The following is a 20246-nucleotide window of genomic DNA, read 5'->3' as shown; positions in this document are numbered from 1 at the left end:
CCTTGTCGGCCCCTTTGGCATAGCGCGGGCAAATGCCGCCGTCACCCCAGCCCTTGGGACCAGTTTAACCCGATCTTCATCCCTCGGCGGATAAAAACCGGGGACGGAACAGCGAATCGGACATGGCGCGGATGGAACCAGACAGCAGCCCGGATGAGGTGACGCAACTGCACAATCTGATGACCGAATGCCTGACTCAGTTGCGGCTGGGGCGGGTGCCAGAGGCTGATGTCAGCCTGCTGCCGCCCACCAGTCAGGCCATTGCAACCGAGTTTCTGCACGTCACCGGGCGGATCAAGGCCAAAAACCTCAGCCTGATGCACGGGCTGGAAACGCTGCGCGACGGGTTTGCGATTTTTGGCAGCGATCAGCGGCTGATCTTTGCCAACAATTCGTTCCGCACATTTTTCAGACAAAAGGTGCGGATCGACACCGGGGTGCATCTGCAACTGCTGTGCGATGCAATTGACCGGCATCAGATGACCGACCTGTCCGGCACCCAGATGACGGAATGGGTCATGCGCGCCGTCACGGACGATGCCGAACCGCTGATCGTGCGCCTTGCCTCGGGCGCGATATTTCGCTGGTCGATCCGCCGCGATCCGTTCAACAATCTTGTGATGATCGCCAGCGACATCTCGCGCGAGATGACCCGCCAGTCCGAACTGGAACATCTCATGGCCGAGGCCAGCCGCGCCAGTGACGCCAAGACAACCTTCCTGGCGCATATGAGCCACGAACTGCGCACACCGATGAACGGTGTCATCGGCATGGCGGAAATGCTGTGCGACAGCGGGCTTGACCCCGAACGCCAGCGTTATGCCGAAACAATCCGCAATTCGGCCGAGGCGCTGCTGACCATCATCAATGACGTGCTGGATTTCTCGCGCGGGCGCAGTGACGGCATCCGCCTGACCCAAGCCAGCTTTGATCTGGAAAAGGTCGTGGTCGAGGTGGCGACCCTGCTGCAACCCGCCGCCCGCGCCAAGGGGTTGGATCTGCGGGTGATGTGCGATCCGATGATGCCAACACGCTGGCAAGGCGACGAGGGGCGTGTGCGGCAGGTTGTCGTTAACCTGTTGGGTAATGCTGTGAAATATACGCAGACAGGCTTTGTCCGGCTGATCGTGACGCCGGGCAGCGACGGCCCGAATGTGCTGATCTATGACAGCGGCCCCGGCATCCCGGATGAACGGGTCGATTCGATCTTCGAGGAATTCAGCCAATTGGCCGAACCGGGCCTGACCGGGATCAGCGGCAGCGGGCTGGGGCTGGCGATCACGGCGCAACTGGTGCAGGCCATGGGCGGCAGGCTGTGGCTGGACAGCCATCCGGGCACCGGCTCGACCTTTGGGGTCAGCCTGCCGCTGGTCCCCGTAAGCGGTGTCCAGCATCCGTTGCCGCCAGTGTCGCCACAGGCAGGCACGGTTCTGGCCGTGCAGGATGATCGCGCCCTGTCGCGGCATCTGCGCCGGATGATCGCCGGAACTGGCCTGCGCATGGACATCCGCAACGATGACGAAGGTTTGCAGGATGCGCTGGATGGCGGTTTGCAACCCGCGCTGACTCTGCTGTTCTGCACCGGAGACCGCGACCGGATCATACAGCGTCTGAATCTGCTGCGCAGCCGCGCGCCCGACACCAAGATCTGGCTGATGGTCAGTGCCAGCCAGCAGCATCCGGCCTCGCAGAAATTCGACCGCGTTGTTACCCTGCCCGTGATCCGCGAGGCGTTGCTGACACCCATGATCGCGCAGGTGTCGGCATCTCTGACGACCGAGAACCCGCCCCCGCCGGACGAGTTGCGGCAGATGAAAGTGTTGGTCGCCGATGACAATGCCACCAACCGGCTGGTCGTCGAAAAGATGCTGCGGCATTGCGACTGTATCTTGCTGCCGGCCGAAGACGGGCAGCAGGCGGTGACGATCTGGCAGCAGAATCGGCCCGACCTGATCCTGATGGATGTGTCGATGCCGGTCATGGATGGCAAACAGGCCGCGCAAGCCATCCGCCGCATCGAACAGGCCTCTGGCCTGCCCCGCACCCGCATCGTCGCCGTCACGGCCGCCGTCAGTGACGAGGACCAGGCCGAGGTGCTGGCCTCGGGCATTGACGAGGTGCTGACCAAGCCGGTGCGCCGCGCTGCGCTAACCGAACAGCTTGTCCGCCATGCGCCAGCCGATGCACGCCCGCCCCTGCCGGCAGATCATGGCGCAGCGGCATGATGACGGTTCGCGGCCTGTTTGCAATCAGGCACGGATTTGTTAGCGAGAGCACAGTATTACTGGATTCGAGGGTTCCAAGATGACGACGCCACTTTCCATGGGCCATCGCCCGATCACCTGCTTCAAGGCTTATGACGTGCGCGGCGAACTGGGCGTCGATCTGGACGCCGATGTTGCCTATCGCGTGGGCCGCGCTTTTGCGCAGGCACGCGGCGCTAAAAAGGTCGTGGTCGGTCGCGACAGCCGCGAATCTTCGCCCGAACTGGCGGCAGCGCTGATCCGTGGCCTGACCGAAGGCGGGGCCGATGTGCTGGATCTTGGGCTGGCCGGCACCGAGGAAGTGTATTTTGCCACAGGCCATTTCGGTGCTGACGGCGGGATCGAGGTCACGGCCTCGCACAACCCGATCAGCTATAATGGCATGAAGATCGTCGGTCAGGGGTCTGCACCCCTGGACCCGGCGACCGAACTGCCGCCGATCATCGAACTGGCGCAGAATGGCGAATTTGCCGCCGCGCCGGTCGGCAGCGTCATCGATTTCCGCGAGGCGCGCGACACCTATGCCAAGGCCATGGCCGATTTCGTCGATGTGGCCGCACTGCGCCCGATGAGAATTCTGGTCAACGCCGGAAACGGCACCGCAGGCCCGACATTTGATGCCATCGCCGCCGAACTGGAGCGCCGCGGCGCCCCGCTGACATTTGTGCGGATGCATCACAATGTCGATTCCAGCTTCCCCAATGGCATCCCCAACCCGCTGCTGCCCGAAAACCAGCCGCGCACCTCGGATGCGGTGCGGGCCGAAAGGGCGGATCTGGGCGTGGCCTGGGATGGCGACTTTGACCGCTGCTTCTTCTTTGACGAAACCGGGCGGTTCATTCCGGGCGAATACATCGTCGGTCTGCTAGGCGCGGCATTTCTGGAAAAATCACCGGGCGAAAAGGTGGTGCACGATCCCCGCGTCGTGATGAACACCCGCGCCATGATCGCCGAGGCCGGGGGCGAGGCCGTGCAATCCAAGACCGGCCACGCCTTTATCAAGCGCAAGATGCGCGATGTCGGCGCGATCTATGGCGGCGAGATGTCGGCTCATCATTATTTCCGCGACTTTTTCTATTGCGACAGCGGCATGATTCCGTGGCTACTGGTGGTGGAGCTGCTGTCGCGCAAAGGGAAATCGCTGGCGGATCTGTTGTCGGAACGGATGCGGCTTTACCCGTCGTCGGGCGAAAGCAACTATCGTCTGAGCAACCCTGACGAATCCATCGCCCGCGTCATCGAAACCTTTGGCCCGGCAGCCAAAGGCCGCGACGATATGGACGGGGTTTCGCTGGATTTCGGCAACTGGCGGTTCAACCTGCGCAAGTCGAACACCGAACCTGTGGTTCGTCTGAATCTGGAATCGGATGGTGACAGCGATCTGGTTCAGGAAAAACAGGCTGAAATCGTCGCTGTCTTGCAGGGCTGAAGCGTCGCAACCGGGGGCTTTCCGCCCCCGGACCCCCGAGGATATTTGAAAACGAAAGACATGAGGCCGGTGTCGGCCCTGTAACGGATTGTCTGACGGGTGAAGATCGAACCGGGCCTTGGCTGGCAGATGATCTGCACCCTTGGCGACTGGCGCGGTCGGTCCAAGCGCAGGGAGCAGAGCCAGTGACCGTGCGGTCAAAGCGCGTATGAATGGCCAGATGGATCGCTCCAGACGCGCGGGGATGATGCGCCGTGGTCTGGCGGTTCATGCGGCTTTGTCTGGCTATTCTCGCTTTTTTAACGAACCGGATATTGGGGGCTCTGCCCGCAATATACCGCTGCGTTGATGAATTAGTGACGTTCAGCCCCTGAGGTGCGGCGCGCTTTCGAAACCAAACGCCGCGAAGTCGCGCGCATAGGCGTTGCGGGCGGCGTTGGCGAGATCCGGGTCGGCCAGAAATGCGGGCCATGTTTCGGATGCGGGTGGATTGGGCACGGGGGAAATGTCGGTGCGGCGTGTCAGCATGGCCAGTTCGTCGGTCAGATCATCCTCGCGCGCGATCAGGTCGGGGCTGCCGAAACGGGAAAAGCCGGCGATCACCTCGGACTGGCTGGCCCAGCCGGGATGCGTGGGCAGACTGCTTTGGCCGTTCAGATTACGGCGCAGGAACAGCAAAAATTCGCCAAAGTGTCGGGCCAGCGCGGCGTCATCCATCAGCGCCAGTTCGTGATCCGGGGGCAGCGCGACGCGGTGAACATCGCGCAGGGTGCGGCGCAGGTCAGGCTTGGCCGCGGCCAGCACATGCTGAAACGCCCCCCATGCGCGCAGTAAAGGGTGGCGCAGCACGGTAAAGGCACGGTGGCCGGGGTGGTCGCGCCGCCAGCCCCGCAGGCTGGACTGGGTGTAATCGCGCCCCAGTTGCCCCAGTCCGGCCATCCAGTCGCGCACCGCTTCGGTCGGGCCGCCGCGCACCGGCATGAACAGCAGGCCGCGCCCGGCATCGGTGGTCAGGAAAGACGGCACGGCGGGGCCGCGGCGCGGCTCGAACCCCGGAATGCGAGTCAGGCCGAACGGGTCCATCGCCGCCAGCGCATCGCGCATCACCGTCAGATTGCTGACCTTTTCCGCCATCGGGCGCGGGTTTTGCGGCACCTGATCGGTGGCAGGCTCGACCCGTTCCAGATCACGACGTCCCAGCCAGTGCAGCAGCCCCGTCATCACATCACCGTCGCGCAGATCGTCATAGCCCAGCCAAAAGGCCGACTGCCCGCTGACCTGCAAACGCTGCATGATGTCGGCCAGAAACCCTTCGGTTTCGGACAGCATCTCGCGGAAGCCGGCGGGGTCAAAGGTGATGCTGGCCGGGATCGGAGTTTCGGTTTCGTTCAGCTTCCATTGGTTCGTCTCTTGCGCCAGCCGGGTGGACACATAGCTGTCCAGCGGGTTGCGGGTCAGCACAACCTTGGCGCAGCCGCGGTCGGCAAAGATCGCATCCAGCACACGCGGATCATGCCCCGGAAAATAACGGAACCCCGGCAGATGGTTCGGCTTGTCCAGAATCTTGCGCAGCAGCAGATGCGGATCGACCTCGCGTTCGGCGCGGGTGACGCCCTGCAATTCGTCTTTGTCGGGCCATCCCATCATATAAGGGTTGAACGCCTCGCCAAAGCAGGTAACGCGACGAATCCGGTTCAGGGTCGCTTCCAGCAGATTGGACCCGGTGCGCATCCCGGCAAAGATGACATAGCTGCGATAGGCGGGATCAAACATCGGCGGCCTCGGATTCGTCGGCGGGGTTGATATTCCCCGTCAGGTAGGACTGAAGCCCGGCATTGCGCAACCGCCGCAGCAAATCAGGCAGGCCATCCAGTGATCGCATCGGCGGCAACGGCGCGGCACCTGCGGCAGAACCGTCGAACTGGCGCAGAGCCGCATCCAGCACCGCATCGGGCCGATCCAGAAACGCGGCCAGATCCCAGATCCCCACCTGCGCCTTGACCCAGACCGAGCGCAGAATCTGAAGATGCGCCTGTTCTGCCCGCTGAAACAGCGCAGCGGCACGACGGATGTCGTCAAAGGGCATCTCTGACCCGATCAGCGGCACCGCCCATGCGCCGGTGATGACAAACAGCCGCGCATTCGGGTCGGTCGCCATGAACCAGTTCAGTTTCTGACTGTCGCGGGGGGCATATTGAAACACCTGCATTCGCGGGCTGATACGGATCAGCGAGGTCAGAAACCCCTTGGGATCGTGATCGCGCAGGGCCGGGCTGTCGGGAATGGCCCCCGGCCCGATGGCAGGACGCCCGGCAAATTCGACCTGATCGGGGCTGAAAAGATGGCCATGCACATCGGCGCTGATCCGCGGGGCCAGCCATGCCTCGAAATCGGGGAACAGGTCGGTAAAGCCTTGAAACACCGCATAGGGGGCCGATGTCTTGCCATTTTCGCGATCCTTGCGGGGAAAACGGCTTTGCATATACAGGCCCGGTCGCCCCAGCTTGCGCCGTTCCACCGCGCGGTCGATCAGACGGGAAATGCCGCCCGGATCGGGCTGCGCGGCATCGGGCGCGGGTTGCGGGAAATGCGCATACAGACCGGCGGCGCGCGGCCAGATCTTGCGCGCGACGAAACAGCCCGACGCCTGCAACATATCCTGCTGGTCGTCGTAGAACTGATAGGGGCGGCCCAGATCGTCAAATTTCGCCAGCGTCAGCGACCTGCTTTCGATGCGGGCAGAATGGCGGCGTGCCAGGGTCTGGAAATAGCATTCGTCAGGAATCCAGGTGCCGCGAAAATAGCGGTCAAATTCCTCGCGCCGGGGATCAGAGAGGATGGCACGCAGTGTCCGCGCGGTCAGACACCACCATTGCGACCCCAGGTGCGGCGCAATCCCGGCGGGCATCCGGCGGGTTATACCCAGCCATAGCTGAAGCCGCACAGCGCCATCGAACATCTTGGGATGGCGGCGCCAGTCAAAGGGGAAAAACAGCGTGAAGCGTTCACTGTCTAAGCCCCCGACAGCCCAGTTCACGTCAGTCGCGTTCGTGCTTTCGATATGGTCCCGCGTGGGGTCGCGGCCCAGAAAGGCGCAAAGTTCGACGACCGGGCGCAGCGGCAGGCATGAACCCGACGCCAGCAGCACATGCGTCAGATCGGGGAACTGATCCAGCAACAGTTCAGCGGCATCCTGCGTGGCCTGCACCAGACTGAAGTGACCCCATTCGCATCGGCGACGGCGGCAGAACCGCACCTGCGGCAGATCGGCCAGATCATAGCGCATCTTCTGCGCCTCGATGATCGGAGTTTTGCCGTCGATGTGAACCGACACCGCCGCACCGCCTTCTGCCCACAGCCGGGCCATCCGCGCCGCCAGATCCAGCCGCTGATGGCACAGCAGAATCACGCCCAGGCGCACATGGTCCCCGCTCATGCCCAGCCCCCACGCGACATCAGGCCCAGATCCTCTAACTGCTGCCAGTCGCGGTATTCCTGCGATGCCGGGCACCACAGATCAATGCCCCGCCCGACCGCGCGGTGATAGGCGCGGTATTCCTGACCGCCGGCATAATGCTGTCGCCGATCCAGTTCCTCGGAGGCTTTTTCAGCCAGCGTGGACAGGAATTTCGCGTGCAGCAAACAGCCCGAGACCGCCTCGCCGCCGTCTTCGTCATAGACCAGATTCAATGCGCGCGGCAGCAGCATATGCATCGAACTGGCATAGGCATAGCGCCAGTGCCATTTCACCAGCGGAATCTTGTTCAGCGCCGGGCCGGACAGCGGATTGTTGGCAAAAAAGGCGCGGGCACGCGGACCGCCCTGAATCCACAGATTGCCATAGCGGCGATCCTTGCGGATAGAGTAATTCGCGGGATCGAACCAGCGGGCGATGGTGAACGGGTCGGCACCCTCGGTATAAGGCTGGGCATCAACCGGACCTTTGGGGTACATATCCAGCAGCATCGCAGGAAAGGACCGCAGGCCCGCCGTATCCAGCCAATCGGTCAGCGCCGCCAGCGGGCGGCGGTCGCAATGCGGATAGACCAGAAATTCATCGGGATCGACGGTCAGGCACCAATGCCCGTTGCCGTAACGCATCAGCAGCCAGTTGATCCAATCCATCCCAAAGCGCGCGGTCTTATAGCTGGCCTGCGTCTGCCACAGCGATACATCTGGCTGATCCGCCAGCCAGTCGCGGCTGTCATCCGTGCTGTCATTATCGACGATCAGGAAATGCGAAATCCCCATCCGGCGATAATAATCCATGAAATAGGGCAGCCGGATACGTTCGTTGCGCATGGCGGAAAACAGCAAGATGTCATCGGGTCTGATCTGCGCCGCCCGCACCGCCACCGGCGACAGCGCGTGACGGCGGCGAATAGCGCGTCCCAGCAGCCATTGCCGCTCGGCCCGCTTGCGCATCCCGCGCCATTGTTGCTGAAACCATTGAGACGAAAACATTCAGCCTATGCGCCAGGGTTTCTGGAGGACTCTTGTGCAGTGCTGTCTAAATCACCCCGATGCAAGAGACTTCACACACGCATAAGACGATCATCTTTCCCCATCAGCCCCAATTCGGCCAATTGTCGCCAATCCCCCGACCAGCGATGCGCCCCAGGGTGCCACAGATCGGGGGCCGCCGCGACAGCGGCGTAATAGGGGCCAAACGCCTCGGGTTCGGAAAAATGTTCGCCCCGCGCGGCCTCGCGCAGTGCGTTGGCAGGGGCGTCGGGCAGGAATTTCGTGTGCAGCAGAACGCCTGACAGGCGCGGATCGCCCGGCCCGTCATAGGCGGCGTTCAGCCCGCGCGGCAGCATCGAATGGGTCGAGACGACGTAAACCCACCGCCGATTCCAGCGCACCAAGGGCAGCTTGTTCAGCGTTGGCCCGCGCTGGGGCTGATCTGCGAAAAAGGCACGAAGGCGCGTGCCGCCCTGCGTCCAGCGGTTCAGACGCGGGCGCTGAATCTGCGTCTGATACGGGCCAGCGTCGAACCAGCACAGGTGATCCAGCAGCCCTTGCCCCGGTGCAATCGGCGTATCCAGCGGGCCTTTGGGGAACAGGTCCAGCATCAGCGCACCCATGGCGCTGCGCCCCACGCTTTCCAGCGCGGCAGTCACCTCGGGCAGCGGGAGATCCGGCCAGCCGGGATAGACCAGCAGTTCATCGGCATCGACCGTCAGGCACCAGTGCCCGTGTCCGTAACGCGCCAACAGCCAACCCAGCCAGTCCATGCCAAAGCGCGACGCCCGGTATCCACCCTGCGCCCGCCACAGCGATACATCGGGCGCAGCGGTCAGCAGATCGGCGCTGTCATCGCGACTGTCGTGATCGACGATCAGGAAATGCCGCACCCCCATGGCGCGGTAATGATCCAGCCAGCCCGGCAGGCGCAGCGATTCATCGCGGATCACCGCAAATGCCAGCAGATCACCGGGGCGGATCGCCTGGGTCTGATCGCGCAGACAGGTCAGCGCGCGGCGGGCGCGGATGATCCGCCACAGCAGTTCGCGCCGTTTCCAGCGCGCCCGCCAAGCCGACCACAGATCGCGCACAGGATGCACGGGCGGTGGCGGCAGAGTGACGTTCACCCCTGATAATGCCCGTTCTGATGCCAGCGCCAGGCATCACCGATCATCTGCCGCATGGTTGAGCGATCCGGCGACCAGCCCAGCTCATCACGGGCGCGCGCGCTGCCGCAGACCAGTTGCACGGCATCACCAGCACGGCGCGGCCCCTCGGTCATCGGCACGGGGCGGTTGGTGACATGGCGGGTTTCGTCCACCACCTCGCGCACGGAAAAGCCAGTGCCGGTGCCAAGGCAGAACACCCGGCTGTCGCGCCCGTCCCGCAGCCATTTCAGGCCCAGAACATGTGCATCGACCAGATCGCTGACATGCACATAGTCACGGATGCAGGTGCCGTCGGGCGTCGGGTAATCAGTGCCATGAATGGTCAGCGCCGGACGCCGCCCATCCACCGCATCAAGGATCAGCGGAATCAGATGGGTTTCGGGCTGGTGAAATTCGCCCACCTCGGCATCCGGGTCGGCACCGGCGACGTTGAAATAGCGAAAAATCACGCTGCGCAGCCCATCCGACGCCCCGAAATCACGCAACATATCCTCGATCGCGCGCTTGCTGGCGCCATAGGCGTTCAGCGGCTGTTGCGGGGTGTTTTCGTCCAGCACGACGCCATCATGGTCGCCATAGGTAGCGCAGGTCGAACTGAACACGAAATCCCGCACCCCGGCGGCCAGCGTCGCTTCGATCAGGTTCAGGGAGCAGGCGACATTGGCACGCCAATAAAGGCCGGGCTTGGCCATGGCCTCGCCCACCTGGCTGAGCGCGGCAAAGTGCATCACGGCCACCGGGCGGTGTTCGGCAAATGCCGCATCCAGCGCCACACGATCCGCCAGATCGCCATGCACAAACGGGCCGAATTTCACCGCATCGCGCCAGCCCGTCACCAGACTGTCAAACGTCACCGGCACATAGCCCGCCGCCGCCAACGCCTTGCATGCGTGCGAACCGATATAGCCCGCACCACCCGTCACCAGAACCTTGTCTGCCATGCTTGTCTGCCGTTATTCCGCCGCGCGGCGAACCGACATCAGATTGGACAGATAGTCCGAGAATTCACCCTTCAGCTCATCCCGTTCCAGACCAAAAGCGACAGTCGCCTGCAAAAAGCCGATCTTGCTGCCGCAATCAAAGCGCTGCCCGCGGAAGCGCAGGCCAAACACGTCGCGGCCTTCGGTGATTTCGTCGGCAATGGCGTCGGTCAACTGAATTTCCCCGCCCGAACCGGCGCGCAGCTTGTTCAGGTTCTGCATCACCGTCGGTGCCAGAATATAGCGCCCGATCACGGCAAGGTTCGACGGCGCGGTGCCGGGGGCGGGTTTTTCGACCATACCTCTGGCGCGAACAATGGCCCCCATATCTTCAGCCACGTCCAGCACACCATAGGACGACGCCTTGTCTGCCGCGACCTCCATCGTGGCGACCATGCTGCCACCGGTTTCCTCATGCGCCTCGATCATTTGTTGCAGGCAGGGCGGTTCGCCCAGAATGACGTCATCGGTCAGAATAACGGCAAAGGGTTCGTCGGCCAGCAGACGGCGCGCACACCAGACCGCATGACCCAGCCCAAGCGCCTTGTGTTGGCGGATATAGGCGATCGCACCCGATTCCATATTGGTGGCGCGCAGGGTATCCAGCAGGTCTTTCTTGCCTTTTTCACGCAGGCTTGCCTCAAGCTCGTGCGCATGGTCGAAATAATCCTCAAGCGCGCCCTTGCCGCGCGAGGTCACAAAGATGAATTCCTTGATGCCGGCGGCCCGCGCCTCGTCGATGGCGTATTGGATCAGGGGCCGGTCAACCAGCGTCATGATCTCTTTCGGGATGCTTTTCGTGGCAGGCAGGAAGCGCGTTCCCAAACCGGCGACCGGAAAAATGGCCTTGGTGACTTTGCGACTCATTCAGAAGCTCCTGCTCAACATAATACGCACAACCGGACAACGCCCGCCGCAGCGGCGTTATGATAACATCGGGTTACACTATCAAGAGCGCGCACCCAAACGAACAGGATTCTGCCTAAAATTCGCCGTTACTCACACGAAACAGGCGGTTTTTCGCAGACAAGGTAACAGGATGCCTGTCTTTTCGGTCAGGTCAACCCCATGCGCGCCATCATCGCCTCGATCCGGGGCACGTCCTGCGGATTGTTCAGCTCCCAGAACTCGCGCCCGCGCGAATCAACCTCGACGCACAAAACCGGACGGCCGCGTTCAAGAAAGCGCAACTGCTCTAACCCTTCCAGCTTTTCCAGTGTGCCCTCGTCCCAAGTCGCATAGGCGGCCAGCGCGGCAGGCCGATAGGCATAGACGCCGACATGATGGAACACCGGGCTGGGCGCATCAGGCGCCACATCGCCGGGAACAAAGGGGATGACTTCCTTGGAAAAATACAGCGCATGTCCGGTCGCCCCGAACACAGCGGTGGTGCCGCCCACGCGCCCGGCATGGCGGTCGGCGATCAGATCGGCGCGCATCTGTCCGGTGCAGCGCAGAACCGGCGTCGCCACTTCGGCCAGCGGATCGGCGCGCAGACCGGCCACCAGATCGCTGATGAACCAGGCGGGCGTCAAGGGCGCATCGCCCTGTAAATTCACCACGATTTCCGGCGAAAGGCCCAGATTGGCCATCGCTTCGGCGCAGCGTTCAGTGCCATTGCGGCAGGTGGTTGCGGTCATCGCCACCTCGGCCCCAAAGCCCACGGCGTGATCGGCGATGCGCGAATCGTCGGTGGCGACGATCACCCGGTCGATGCCCGGCACCTGCATCGCGGCATCCCAACTGCGGCGGATCAGGCTGCGCGCCTCGCCCTGCGCACCGCGCAATTCGACCAGCGGCTTGCCCGGATAGCGCGACGAGGCAAAGCGCGCCGGGATAACGATGACCACGCTCATATTCAGTCTTTCAACAGTAGAACGCCGGGGGCGTAGGCGATGAAGAACGGGTTCTCGAACCCCGGCTTGCCATAGGCCAGCGGGGTGTGATCGTCAAAGCGGACCACCTCGCCGCCCGCGCCGCGCAGCACGGCGTCACCGGCTGCCGTGTCCCATTCCATCGTGCGGCCAAGCCGGGGGTAAAGATCCGCCTCGCCAGTGGCGACCAGGCAAAATTTCAGCGACGACCCGGCCGAGGTCATGTCGCGCACGCCATAACAACCGATATAATTGTCCGTCGCCGCATCCCGGTGCGATTTCGAGGCAACCACCATCAGCCCGCGATTGTCGGGGGTCGCGTTGACGCCAATCGAGGCAATCTCGCCGGGTTCCGGCCCGAACGGCCCGGTTTCCTCGACCGAGCGGCCATCGGCGGTGGTATAGAACAGCCGCCCCTTGGCAGGGGCATACACCACCCCGCGCACAGGCAGGCCGTTTTCGACATAGGCGATGTTCACCGTAAAATCGCCGCGGCGCTGAACGAATTCCTTGGTTCCGTCCAGCGGATCAACGATCAGAAAGGTATTGGCCGACTGCCCATGGGTTTCGGCCTGTTCCTCTGTCACCAGCGCGACATCGGGAAAGGCCGCGCGCAGCCCGGCGGCAATCAGCGCATCCGCCGCTTCGTCTGCTGCCGTCACCGGCGAAGTATCGGATTTCGCCCGCACCTCGAAATCATCGGAACCATAGATTTCCATGATCTTTTCACCGGCTTGCAGCGCAAGGCGGCGCATTTCCGTGGTCAGTCGTTCAAAATCCATCGTTTTCATCCCGTCGCGGCCAGCAAAGATACGGCGGCGTTCATTGAATCGAAACCTTTGTGTCCTTATGATCCGACGATCCGCAATGGGCAAGCACCGCGCCTGCCCCGACCATCTGGCCAACCATGTTCGTTCAGCGCAAGAACCGTAATCTGCTTCAGGCCGCATTCACCACGCTGGCGCTGATTCACCATCAGACAGTCTATAATATGCGCATGGGCGACCGGAATGCGGTCGTGGGCCTGCTGACCGCGATCCTGCAAAGCTCGCTGATGGTGCTGGCATTTTACGTCATGTATTATGTTTTAGGCATCCGGGGGTCGCTGGTGCGCGGCGATTTCATGCTGTTCATCATGTCGGGCATCTTCATCTTCATGACCCATATTCAGGCCGTGGGGGCCGTGTCCGGGTCGGGCGCGCTGACATCGAACATGATAAAACACGCGCCCCTGAATACGGCCGTTCTGATTTCCGGCGCGGCACTGGCGACACTGTATAAACAGATGCTGGCGTGCATCGTCATCATGTGGCTGTATCACGCCCTCATCACCCCGATCGAGATTGAAAACTGGCGCGGCTGCCTTGCCATGCTGATGCTGGGCTGGTTGTCGGGCTGTGGCGTCGGCATGGTGTTTCTGGCGATGCGACCCTGGTGGCCCAAGGCGGCGGGGATCATCACCATGGTGTATCAGCGCATCAACATGATCGCGTCGGGCAAGATGTTTCTGGCCAACACCATTCCCGGCTTCATGCTGCCGTGGTTTTACTGGAACCCACTCTTTCACATCATAGATCAGGCGCGCGGTTTCGCCTTTATCAACTACAGCCCGCAGCGCACCTCGCTGGAATATGTGCTGTGGTTGACGGCCGCCATCATCATGTTCGGGCTGATGGCGGAATTCGTGACCCGCAACCGCGTCTCGCTTAGCTGGTCGATGGGGAAATGACCGGGCGCAGCGCATCAGGTATTGCATCCGTCGCGCCCGCACGTTGCAACGGATCGCCGCCCGCGCTTGCGGCGCGCAAATCGCTTCCTATATAGACGCCGAAGCCGGTTGACAGCGCAAGCCCGCCAGCCGGCTGTCGGAACAACCCAAGGGATCGGGCGGCGGGGGCCGTAACGGACCCGAACGCCCGCAGATCGCCGCAAGAAAGGCTCTTATTCATGTCCAAAGTCATCGGAATTGACCTCGGCACCACCAACAGCTGCGTCGCCATCATGGACGGCAGCCAGCCCAAGGTCATCGAAAACAGCGAAGGTGCGCGCACCACCCCCTCGATCGTCGCCTTTACCGACAGCGAACGTCTGGTCGGCCAGCCGGCAAAGCGTCAGGCCGTCACCAACCCCGCCAACACCATTTTCGCGGTCAAGCGCCTGATCGGCCGCCGCGTCACCGACGCCGAGGTGGAAAAGGACAAGAACCTTGTCCCCTATGCCATCGTTGACGGCGGCAACGGCGACGCCTGGGTCGAAGCGCATGGCGAGAAATATTCCCCCGCCCAGATCAGCGCGATGATCCTGCAAAAGATGAAGGATACCGCCGAATCCTATCTGGGTGAGCCGGTGACGCAGGCCGTCATCACCGTTCCGGCCTATTTCAACGACGCGCAGCGTCAGGCGACCAAGGACGCCGGCAAGATCGCGGGCCTTGAGGTGCTGCGCATCATCAACGAACCGACCGCCGCCGCACTGGCCTATGGTCTGGACAAAAAAGAATCGAAAACCATCGCCGTCTATGACCTTGGCGGCGGGACGTTCGATATCACCATTCTGGAAATCGACGACGGTCTGTTCGAGGTGAAATCGACCAACGGGGACACGTTCCTTGGCGGTGAAGATTTCGACATGCGCATCGTCAACTATCTGGCGGAAGAGTTCAAAAAAGAACACGGCGTCGATCTGACCAAGGACAAGATGGCGCTGCAACGTCTGAAAGAGGCGGCGGAAAAGGCCAAGATCGAACTGTCCTCGGCCAGCCAGACCGAGATCAACCAGCCGTTCATCAGCATGGATAAAAACAGCGGCACCCCGCTGCACATGGTGGTGAAACTGACCCGCGCGAAACTGGAATCGCTGGTCGGCGATCTGGTCAAGCGGACAATGAAGCCCTGTCAGGACGCGCTGAAAGACGCCGGTGTCAGCAAGGATGAAATCGACGAGGTGATCCTTGTCGGCGGTCAGACCCGGATGCCGATGGTCATCGAGGAAGTGACCAAATTCTTTGGCAAGGAGCCGCACAAGGGCGTCAACCCTGATGAAGTTGTGGCGCTTGGCGCGGCCATTCAGGGCGGCGTTCTGCAAGGCGACGTCAAGGATGTTGTGCTGCTGGACGTGACCCCGCTGTCGCTGGGCATCGAAACGCTGGGCGGCGTCTTTACCCGCCTGATCGACCGCAACACCACGATTCCGACCAAGAAAAGCCAGATCTTCTCGACCGCCGAGGATAACCAGAACGCGGTGACGATCCGGGTGTTCCAGGGCGAGCGTGAAATGGCCGCTGACAACAAGTTGCTGGGCCAGTTCAATCTGGAAGACATCCCGCCCGCGCCGCGCGGCCTGCCGCAGATCGAGGTGACGTTCGACATCGACGCCAACGGCATCGTCTCGGTCGGGGCCAAGGACAAAGGCACCGGCAAGACGCAGAACATCACCATTCAGGCTTCGGGTGGCTTGTCCGACGAAGACATTGAAAAGATGGTGAAAGACGCCGAAGCCAACGCCGAGGCCGACAAATCCCGCCGCGAACTGGTCGAAGCCCGGAACCAGGCCGAAAGCCTGATCCATACGACCAAGAAATCGCTGGACGAGCATGGCGACAAGGTGGACGGCTCGACGGTCGAGGCGATCGAACTGGCCATCGGCGCGCTGGAAGACACGCTCAAAGGTGACGACGCGGGCAAGATCCGCGGCGGAATCCAGAACGTCATGGATGCCTCGATGAAGCTGGGCGAGGCGATCTATAAGGCGCAGTCCGAAGGCCCCGGTGGCGACGACGCGGGCGAACCCGGCCCTCGTGGTGTCGATGACGACATCGTGGACGCCGACTTCGAAGATCTGGGCGAAGACAAAAAGCGCAACTGATCTGGACTGTCATCAACCGGGCCGGTCCGCGACCCTGCGGGCCGGCCCACTGCGTAAAGGGCCGGTGGGAACGACATGGCAAAACGCTGTTATTACGAAGTTCTGGGGGTAACGCGCGGGTCGTCGGGCGATGAAATCAAGCGCGCCTACCGCCAGAAGGCAAAAGAACTGCATCCTGATCGCAACAAGGATGACAAACACGCCGAATCCGCCTTCAAAGAGGTGAACGAGGCTTATGATTGCCTGAAAGACGATCAGCGCAAGGCGGCTTATGACCGCTTTGGCCATGCCGCGTTTGAAGGTGGCAACGGCTTCAGCGGCGCGCGCGGCGGCCATCCGGGCGATTTTGGCACGGCATTTGCCGATGTGTTCGAGGATCTGTTCGGCGATATGATGGGTCGTCGGGCCGGTGGCGGCGGCGGTCGCAACCGGGCACAGCGCGGGCAGGATCTGCGCTATAACCTGCGGGTTTCCCTGGAAGAAGCCTATACCGGCATTCAGAAAACCATCACTGTCCCCGGCTCGGCCGCCTGTGACGATTGCAACGGCACCGGGGCCGAGGGTGCAACCCAACCGGCCACCTGCCCGACCTGTGCAGGCATGGGCAAGGTGCGGGCGCAGCAGGGCTTTTTCACTGTCGAACGCACCTGCCCCACCTGTGGCGGGCAGGGTCAGATCGTCAAGAACCCGTGCAAGGCCTGTGGCGGCGCAGGCCACACCGAACGCGAACGCACCTTGTCGGTCAACATCCCCGCCGGGGTTGAAACCGGCACTCGCATCCGTCTGGCCGGCGAGGGCGAGGCCGGAATGCGCGGCGGCCATCCGGGCGACCTGTATATCTTTATCGACGTGCGCGAGCACGAGATTTTCATGCGCGACGGCAAGGCTTTGGCCTGTCAGGTGCCGGTCAGCATGGTCACGGCTGCCTTGGGCGGCGAAGTCGAGGTGCCCACCATCGACGGTGGGCGGTCGCGCGTCAAGGTTCCGCCGGGTAGCCAGTCGGGCCGGCAGATGCGCCTGCGCGGCAAGGGGATGCCCCCGCTGCGTCATGGAGCCGGCATGAACGGCGAGGCAGGCGATCTGCTGATCGAACTCACCGTGGAGACGCCGGTCAACCTGACCCATCGCCAGCGCGAATTGCTGCGCGAATTCGAATCGATCAAGGCCGATAACAGTCCGCAATCCGCCAGCTTTTTCGACAAGGTGAAAGGCTTCTGGGACGGAATGCGCAGCTAGGGTCGCCGGGTCTTAACGCTTTATTCATCGCTTCCATGCCACCCTGTCGGTATGGAAGCGAATCGTCCCAACCACTTTGCCGAGGCACCGATGCCTCTGTTCGCGCCCGCCACGGATGAGGCGATGATCCCGGTTCAGCCGGGCGCGGCGCGGGCAGCGCCGTCCTATCTGGCCGATCACCGCGCCCGGTTGCGCGAACGTTTCATGGCGGGCGGAGCGGCTGCCATGCCCGATTACGAAATGCTGGAACTGGTGCTGTTTCGCGCCATTCCGCGTCAGGATGTCAAACCTCTGGCGCGGCGACTGATCGAACATTTCGGCGATTTCAACCGCGTTCTGTCTGCCCCGCCCGCACGGCTGACTGCACTATCCGGCGTTGGCCCTGCCGTTGTGACCGAACTGAAAATCGTCGAGGCCGCAGCACAGCGCCTGTCCCGCGCCCGTGTGATGAACCGTCCGGTTCTGTCAGGCTGGGACGCCTTGCTGGATTATTGCCACACCGCCATGTCGCATCGTGAAACCGAACAGTTTCGCGTGCTGTATCTGGATCGCAAAAACGTCCTGATCGAAGACGAGGAACAAGGCCGCGGCACCGTCGATCACGTTCCTGTCTATCCGCGCGAGATCGTCCGCCGCGCGCTTGAGCTGAATGCTTCAGCATTAATTTTGGTGCATAATCATCCATCCGGCGACCCGACCCCCTCGCAATCCGATATTACGATGACGCTTCAGGTTCAGGATGCCTGCGCACCCTTGGGAATCACGCTGCACGATCACCTGATTATCGGCAAATCGCAGGAGGTGAGCCTCAGATCATCAGGCTATCTGTAGGTGAGTTCATTGTGCGTCCGGGCCGTTCGGCTGTCCCGACACGGACGCATTTTGCCGCTGTCACGGGGCCGGGTCATTTGCGCCACATGCGGCCTTTTGCCCATACGCGCGGGCGCGAACCCGCTGGACTGACGGGGAATTGATCGCTAGAAACGCCGGGCGAAGGCTGCGATCTGGCGGCCCGGATTGTCGTATCGGCCGCCCTGCAAACGCGGCCTGAATTGGAGAAAAAGCCGTGTCCCACGCAGAAGATCACGCAGGCACCCGGAGGGATTTCCTCTACTATGCCACCGCGGGCGCTGGTGCGGTGGCCGCCGGTGCCGCCGGCTGGACGCTGATTAACCAAATGAACCCCTCGGCCGATGTGCAGGCCCTGTCCTCGATCCAGGTCGATATCAGCGGCGTGGCCGAAGGCACGCAACTGACCGTGAAATGGCTGGGCAAACCGGTGTTCATCCGTCGCCGCACGCAAGAGGAAATCGACGCGGCCCGCGCCGCCGACAGCGATCCGATGATCGACCCGACCTCGCAGAACGCCAACAAACCCGGCACCAATTCCGACGACGTGAACCGTTCTCTGGACGAGGCGGGCGAATGGCTGGTGCAGATCGGCGTCTGCACCCATCTGGGTTGCGTTCCGATCGGTGATGGCGCCGGTGATTTCGGCGGCTGGTTCTGCCCCTGCCACGGCAGCCACTATGACACGTCTGGCCGCATCCGCCGTGGCCCGGCCCCCGAGAACATGCACGTTCCGGTGGCCGAATTCATCAACGACACAACGATCCAATTGGGCTGAGGGGGACACCAATGTCGGGAATTCCGCACGACCATTATGAGCCCAAGACGGGCATCGAGCGGTGGCTGCACCGCCGCCTGCCCATCGTTGGGCTGGTCTATGACACGCTGATGATCCCCACCCCGAAAAACCTCAACTGGTGGTGGATCTGGGGTATCGTTCTGGCGTTCTGCCTTGTCCTGCAAATCGCGACCGGCATCGTGCTGGCCATGCACTATACCCCGCATGTCGATCTGGCCTTTGCCAGCGTCGAACATATCATGCGGAACGTGAACGGCGGCTATATGCTGCGTTACCTGCACGCCAACGGTGCCTCGCTGTTCTTTGTGGCGGTCTATATCCACATCTTCCGCGGCCTGTATTACGGTTCCTACAAGGCCCCGCGCGAAGTGACCTGGATCGTGGGCATGCTGATCTATCTGTGCATGATGGGCACCGCATTCATGGGCTATGTGCTGCCCTGGGGGCAGATGTCCTTCTGGGGTGCGACCGTGATTACCGGCCTGTTCGGCGCCATCCCCGGCATCGGTCCCGATATCCAGACCTGGCTGCTGGGTGGCCCGGCGGTGGATAACGCGACGCTGAACCGCTTCTTCTCGCTGCACTATCTGCTGCCCTTCGTGATCGCGGCGCTGGTGATCGTCCACATCTGGGCCTTCCACCACACCGGCAACAACAACCCGACCGGCATCGAAGTGCGCCGCACTTCGAAAGAAGAGGCCGAGCGGGACACCCTGCCCTTCTGGCCCTATTTCGTCATCAAAGACCTGTTCGCACTGGCGCTGATTCTGGTGGTGTTCTTTGCCATCGTCGGCTTTATGCCGAACTATCTGGGCCACCCCGACAACTATATCGAGGCGAACCCGCTGGCGACGCCTGCGCATATCGTGCCTGAATGGTATTTCCTGCCCTTCTATGCGATCCTGCGTGCCTTCACCGCCGATGTCTGGCTGGTGCAACTGGTCAGCTTTTTGACCTTTGGCATCATCGACGCCAAGTTTTTTGGTGTGATCGCGATGTTCGGGGCCATTCTGGTCATGGCGCTGGTGCCGTGGCTGGATACCAGCCGCGTCCGTTCGGGCCGTTATCGTCCGCAGTTCAAGTGGTGGTTCTGGCTGTTCGCCGCGAACTTCATCATCCTGACCTGGGCCGGTGCCATGCCTGCCGAGGGAATCTACCCCTATATCTCGCTGGTCGGCGCGGCTTACTGGTTCGCCTATTTCCTCGTGATTTTGCCGATCCTTGGCGTGATCGAAAAACCGGAACCGATGCCGGCCACGATCGAGGAAGATTTCAACGACCATTATGGTCCCAAAGCCCACCCGGCCGAATAAGG

At 62.2% G+C, this 20246-nt stretch carries 15 protein-coding genes and 1 pseudogene; 8 read left to right on the top strand and 8 right to left on the bottom strand.

Annotation, left to right across the window (positions count from 1 at the left end):
- Positions 1–131: 131 nt before the first annotated feature.
- Positions 132–2225, top strand: coding sequence for an ATP-binding protein (locus Q4G22_RS01860; RefSeq protein ID WP_303384197.1), 2094 nt, complete (start codon positions 132–134; stop codon positions 2223–2225).
- Between the two features lie 79 nt (positions 2226–2304).
- Positions 2305–3693 carry a phosphomannomutase gene (locus Q4G22_RS01855; protein ID WP_303384196.1) on the top strand — a complete coding sequence of 463 codons (1389 nt, stop codon included), beginning with the start codon at positions 2305–2307 and terminating at the stop codon, positions 3691–3693.
- Between the two features lie 363 nt (positions 3694–4056).
- Here the strand turns inward: Q4G22_RS01855 and Q4G22_RS01850 are convergent, their stop codons facing one another.
- The 8 genes from Q4G22_RS01850 to cysQ all read right to left on the bottom strand — a co-directional run bounded on the left by Q4G22_RS01850 (position 4057) and on the right by cysQ (position 12965).
- Positions 4057–5466: a hypothetical protein gene (locus Q4G22_RS01850; protein ID WP_303384195.1), complete on the bottom strand. Its 1410-nt coding sequence runs from the start codon at positions 5464–5466 to the stop codon at positions 4057–4059.
- The gene (locus Q4G22_RS01845) at positions 5459–7129 is read right to left on the bottom strand and encodes a beta-1,6-N-acetylglucosaminyltransferase (protein ID WP_303384194.1); all 1671 of its coding nucleotides are present in this window, start codon (positions 7127–7129) and stop codon (positions 5459–5461) included. The genes Q4G22_RS01850 and Q4G22_RS01845 overlap by 8 nt, the downstream gene beginning before the upstream one ends.
- The gene (locus Q4G22_RS01840) at positions 7126–8118 is read right to left on the bottom strand and encodes a glycosyltransferase family 2 protein (RefSeq protein ID WP_303384193.1); all 993 of its coding nucleotides are present in this window, start codon (positions 8116–8118) and stop codon (positions 7126–7128) included. The genes Q4G22_RS01845 and Q4G22_RS01840 overlap by 4 nt, the downstream gene beginning before the upstream one ends.
- A 110-nt stretch (positions 8119–8228) precedes the next feature.
- On the bottom strand, positions 8229–9287 hold the full coding sequence (locus Q4G22_RS01835; protein WP_303384192.1) for a glycosyltransferase family 2 protein: 1059 nt from the start codon (positions 9285–9287) through the stop codon (positions 8229–8231).
- Positions 9284–10270 (bottom strand): UDP-glucose 4-epimerase GalE, encoded by a 987-nt coding sequence (gene galE, locus Q4G22_RS01830; RefSeq protein ID WP_303384191.1) that lies wholly within the window; start codon positions 10268–10270, stop codon positions 9284–9286. The genes Q4G22_RS01835 and galE overlap by 4 nt, the downstream gene beginning before the upstream one ends.
- A gap of 12 nt (positions 10271–10282) precedes the next feature.
- Positions 10283–11176 carry a UTP--glucose-1-phosphate uridylyltransferase gene (locus Q4G22_RS01825; RefSeq protein WP_303384190.1) on the bottom strand — a complete coding sequence of 298 codons (894 nt, stop codon included), beginning with the start codon at positions 11174–11176 and terminating at the stop codon, positions 10283–10285.
- Positions 11177–11364: 188 nt separating this feature from the next.
- Positions 11365–12165, bottom strand: a complete 801-nt coding sequence (locus Q4G22_RS01820; protein ID WP_303384189.1) for a 3-deoxy-manno-octulosonate cytidylyltransferase — start codon at positions 12163–12165, stop codon at positions 11365–11367.
- A 2-nt stretch (positions 12166–12167) separates the two neighbouring features.
- Positions 12168–12965 (bottom strand): 3'(2'),5'-bisphosphate nucleotidase CysQ, encoded by a 798-nt coding sequence (gene cysQ, locus Q4G22_RS01815; RefSeq protein ID WP_303384188.1) that lies wholly within the window; start codon positions 12963–12965, stop codon positions 12168–12170.
- Positions 12966–13090: 125 nt separating this feature from the next.
- Between cysQ and Q4G22_RS01810 the strand changes: the two genes are divergently transcribed.
- From Q4G22_RS01810 to petB, 6 genes and pseudogenes are all read left to right on the top strand, one after another.
- Positions 13091–13912, top strand: a complete 822-nt coding sequence (locus tag Q4G22_RS01810) for an ABC transporter permease (protein ID WP_303384187.1) — start codon at positions 13091–13093, stop codon at positions 13910–13912.
- Between the two features lie 191 nt (positions 13913–14103).
- A pseudogene (gene dnaK, locus Q4G22_RS01805) lies at positions 14104–16047 on the top strand (molecular chaperone DnaK); the annotation flags it as partial.
- A 75-nt stretch (positions 16048–16122) separates the two neighbouring features.
- A complete protein-coding gene (dnaJ, locus tag Q4G22_RS01800; protein ID WP_303384186.1) occupies positions 16123–17283 on the top strand; it encodes a molecular chaperone DnaJ in 1161 nt (386 codons plus the stop codon).
- A gap of 51 nt (positions 17284–17334) precedes the next feature.
- Positions 17335–18114, top strand: coding sequence for a DNA repair protein RadC (radC, locus tag Q4G22_RS01795; RefSeq protein WP_303384185.1), 780 nt, complete (start codon positions 17335–17337; stop codon positions 18112–18114).
- 235 nt (positions 18115–18349) lie between these two features.
- On the top strand, positions 18350–18910 hold the full coding sequence (petA, locus tag Q4G22_RS01790) for a ubiquinol-cytochrome c reductase iron-sulfur subunit (RefSeq protein ID WP_303384184.1): 561 nt from the start codon (positions 18350–18352) through the stop codon (positions 18908–18910).
- A gap of 11 nt (positions 18911–18921) precedes the next feature.
- Complete coding sequence (gene petB / locus Q4G22_RS01785) at positions 18922–20244, top strand: cytochrome b (protein ID WP_303384183.1); 1323 nt, start codon at positions 18922–18924, stop codon at positions 20242–20244.
- Positions 20245–20246 lie beyond the last annotated feature (2 nt).

The organism is Paracoccus sp. (in: a-proteobacteria) (assembly GCF_030538655.1).
In the GTDB taxonomy this organism is placed as follows: Bacteria; Pseudomonadota; Alphaproteobacteria; order Rhodobacterales; family Rhodobacteraceae; genus Paracoccus.
Note: the sequence above shows the minus strand (reverse complement) of the source record. Positions and strands in the feature narration are given on the sequence as shown.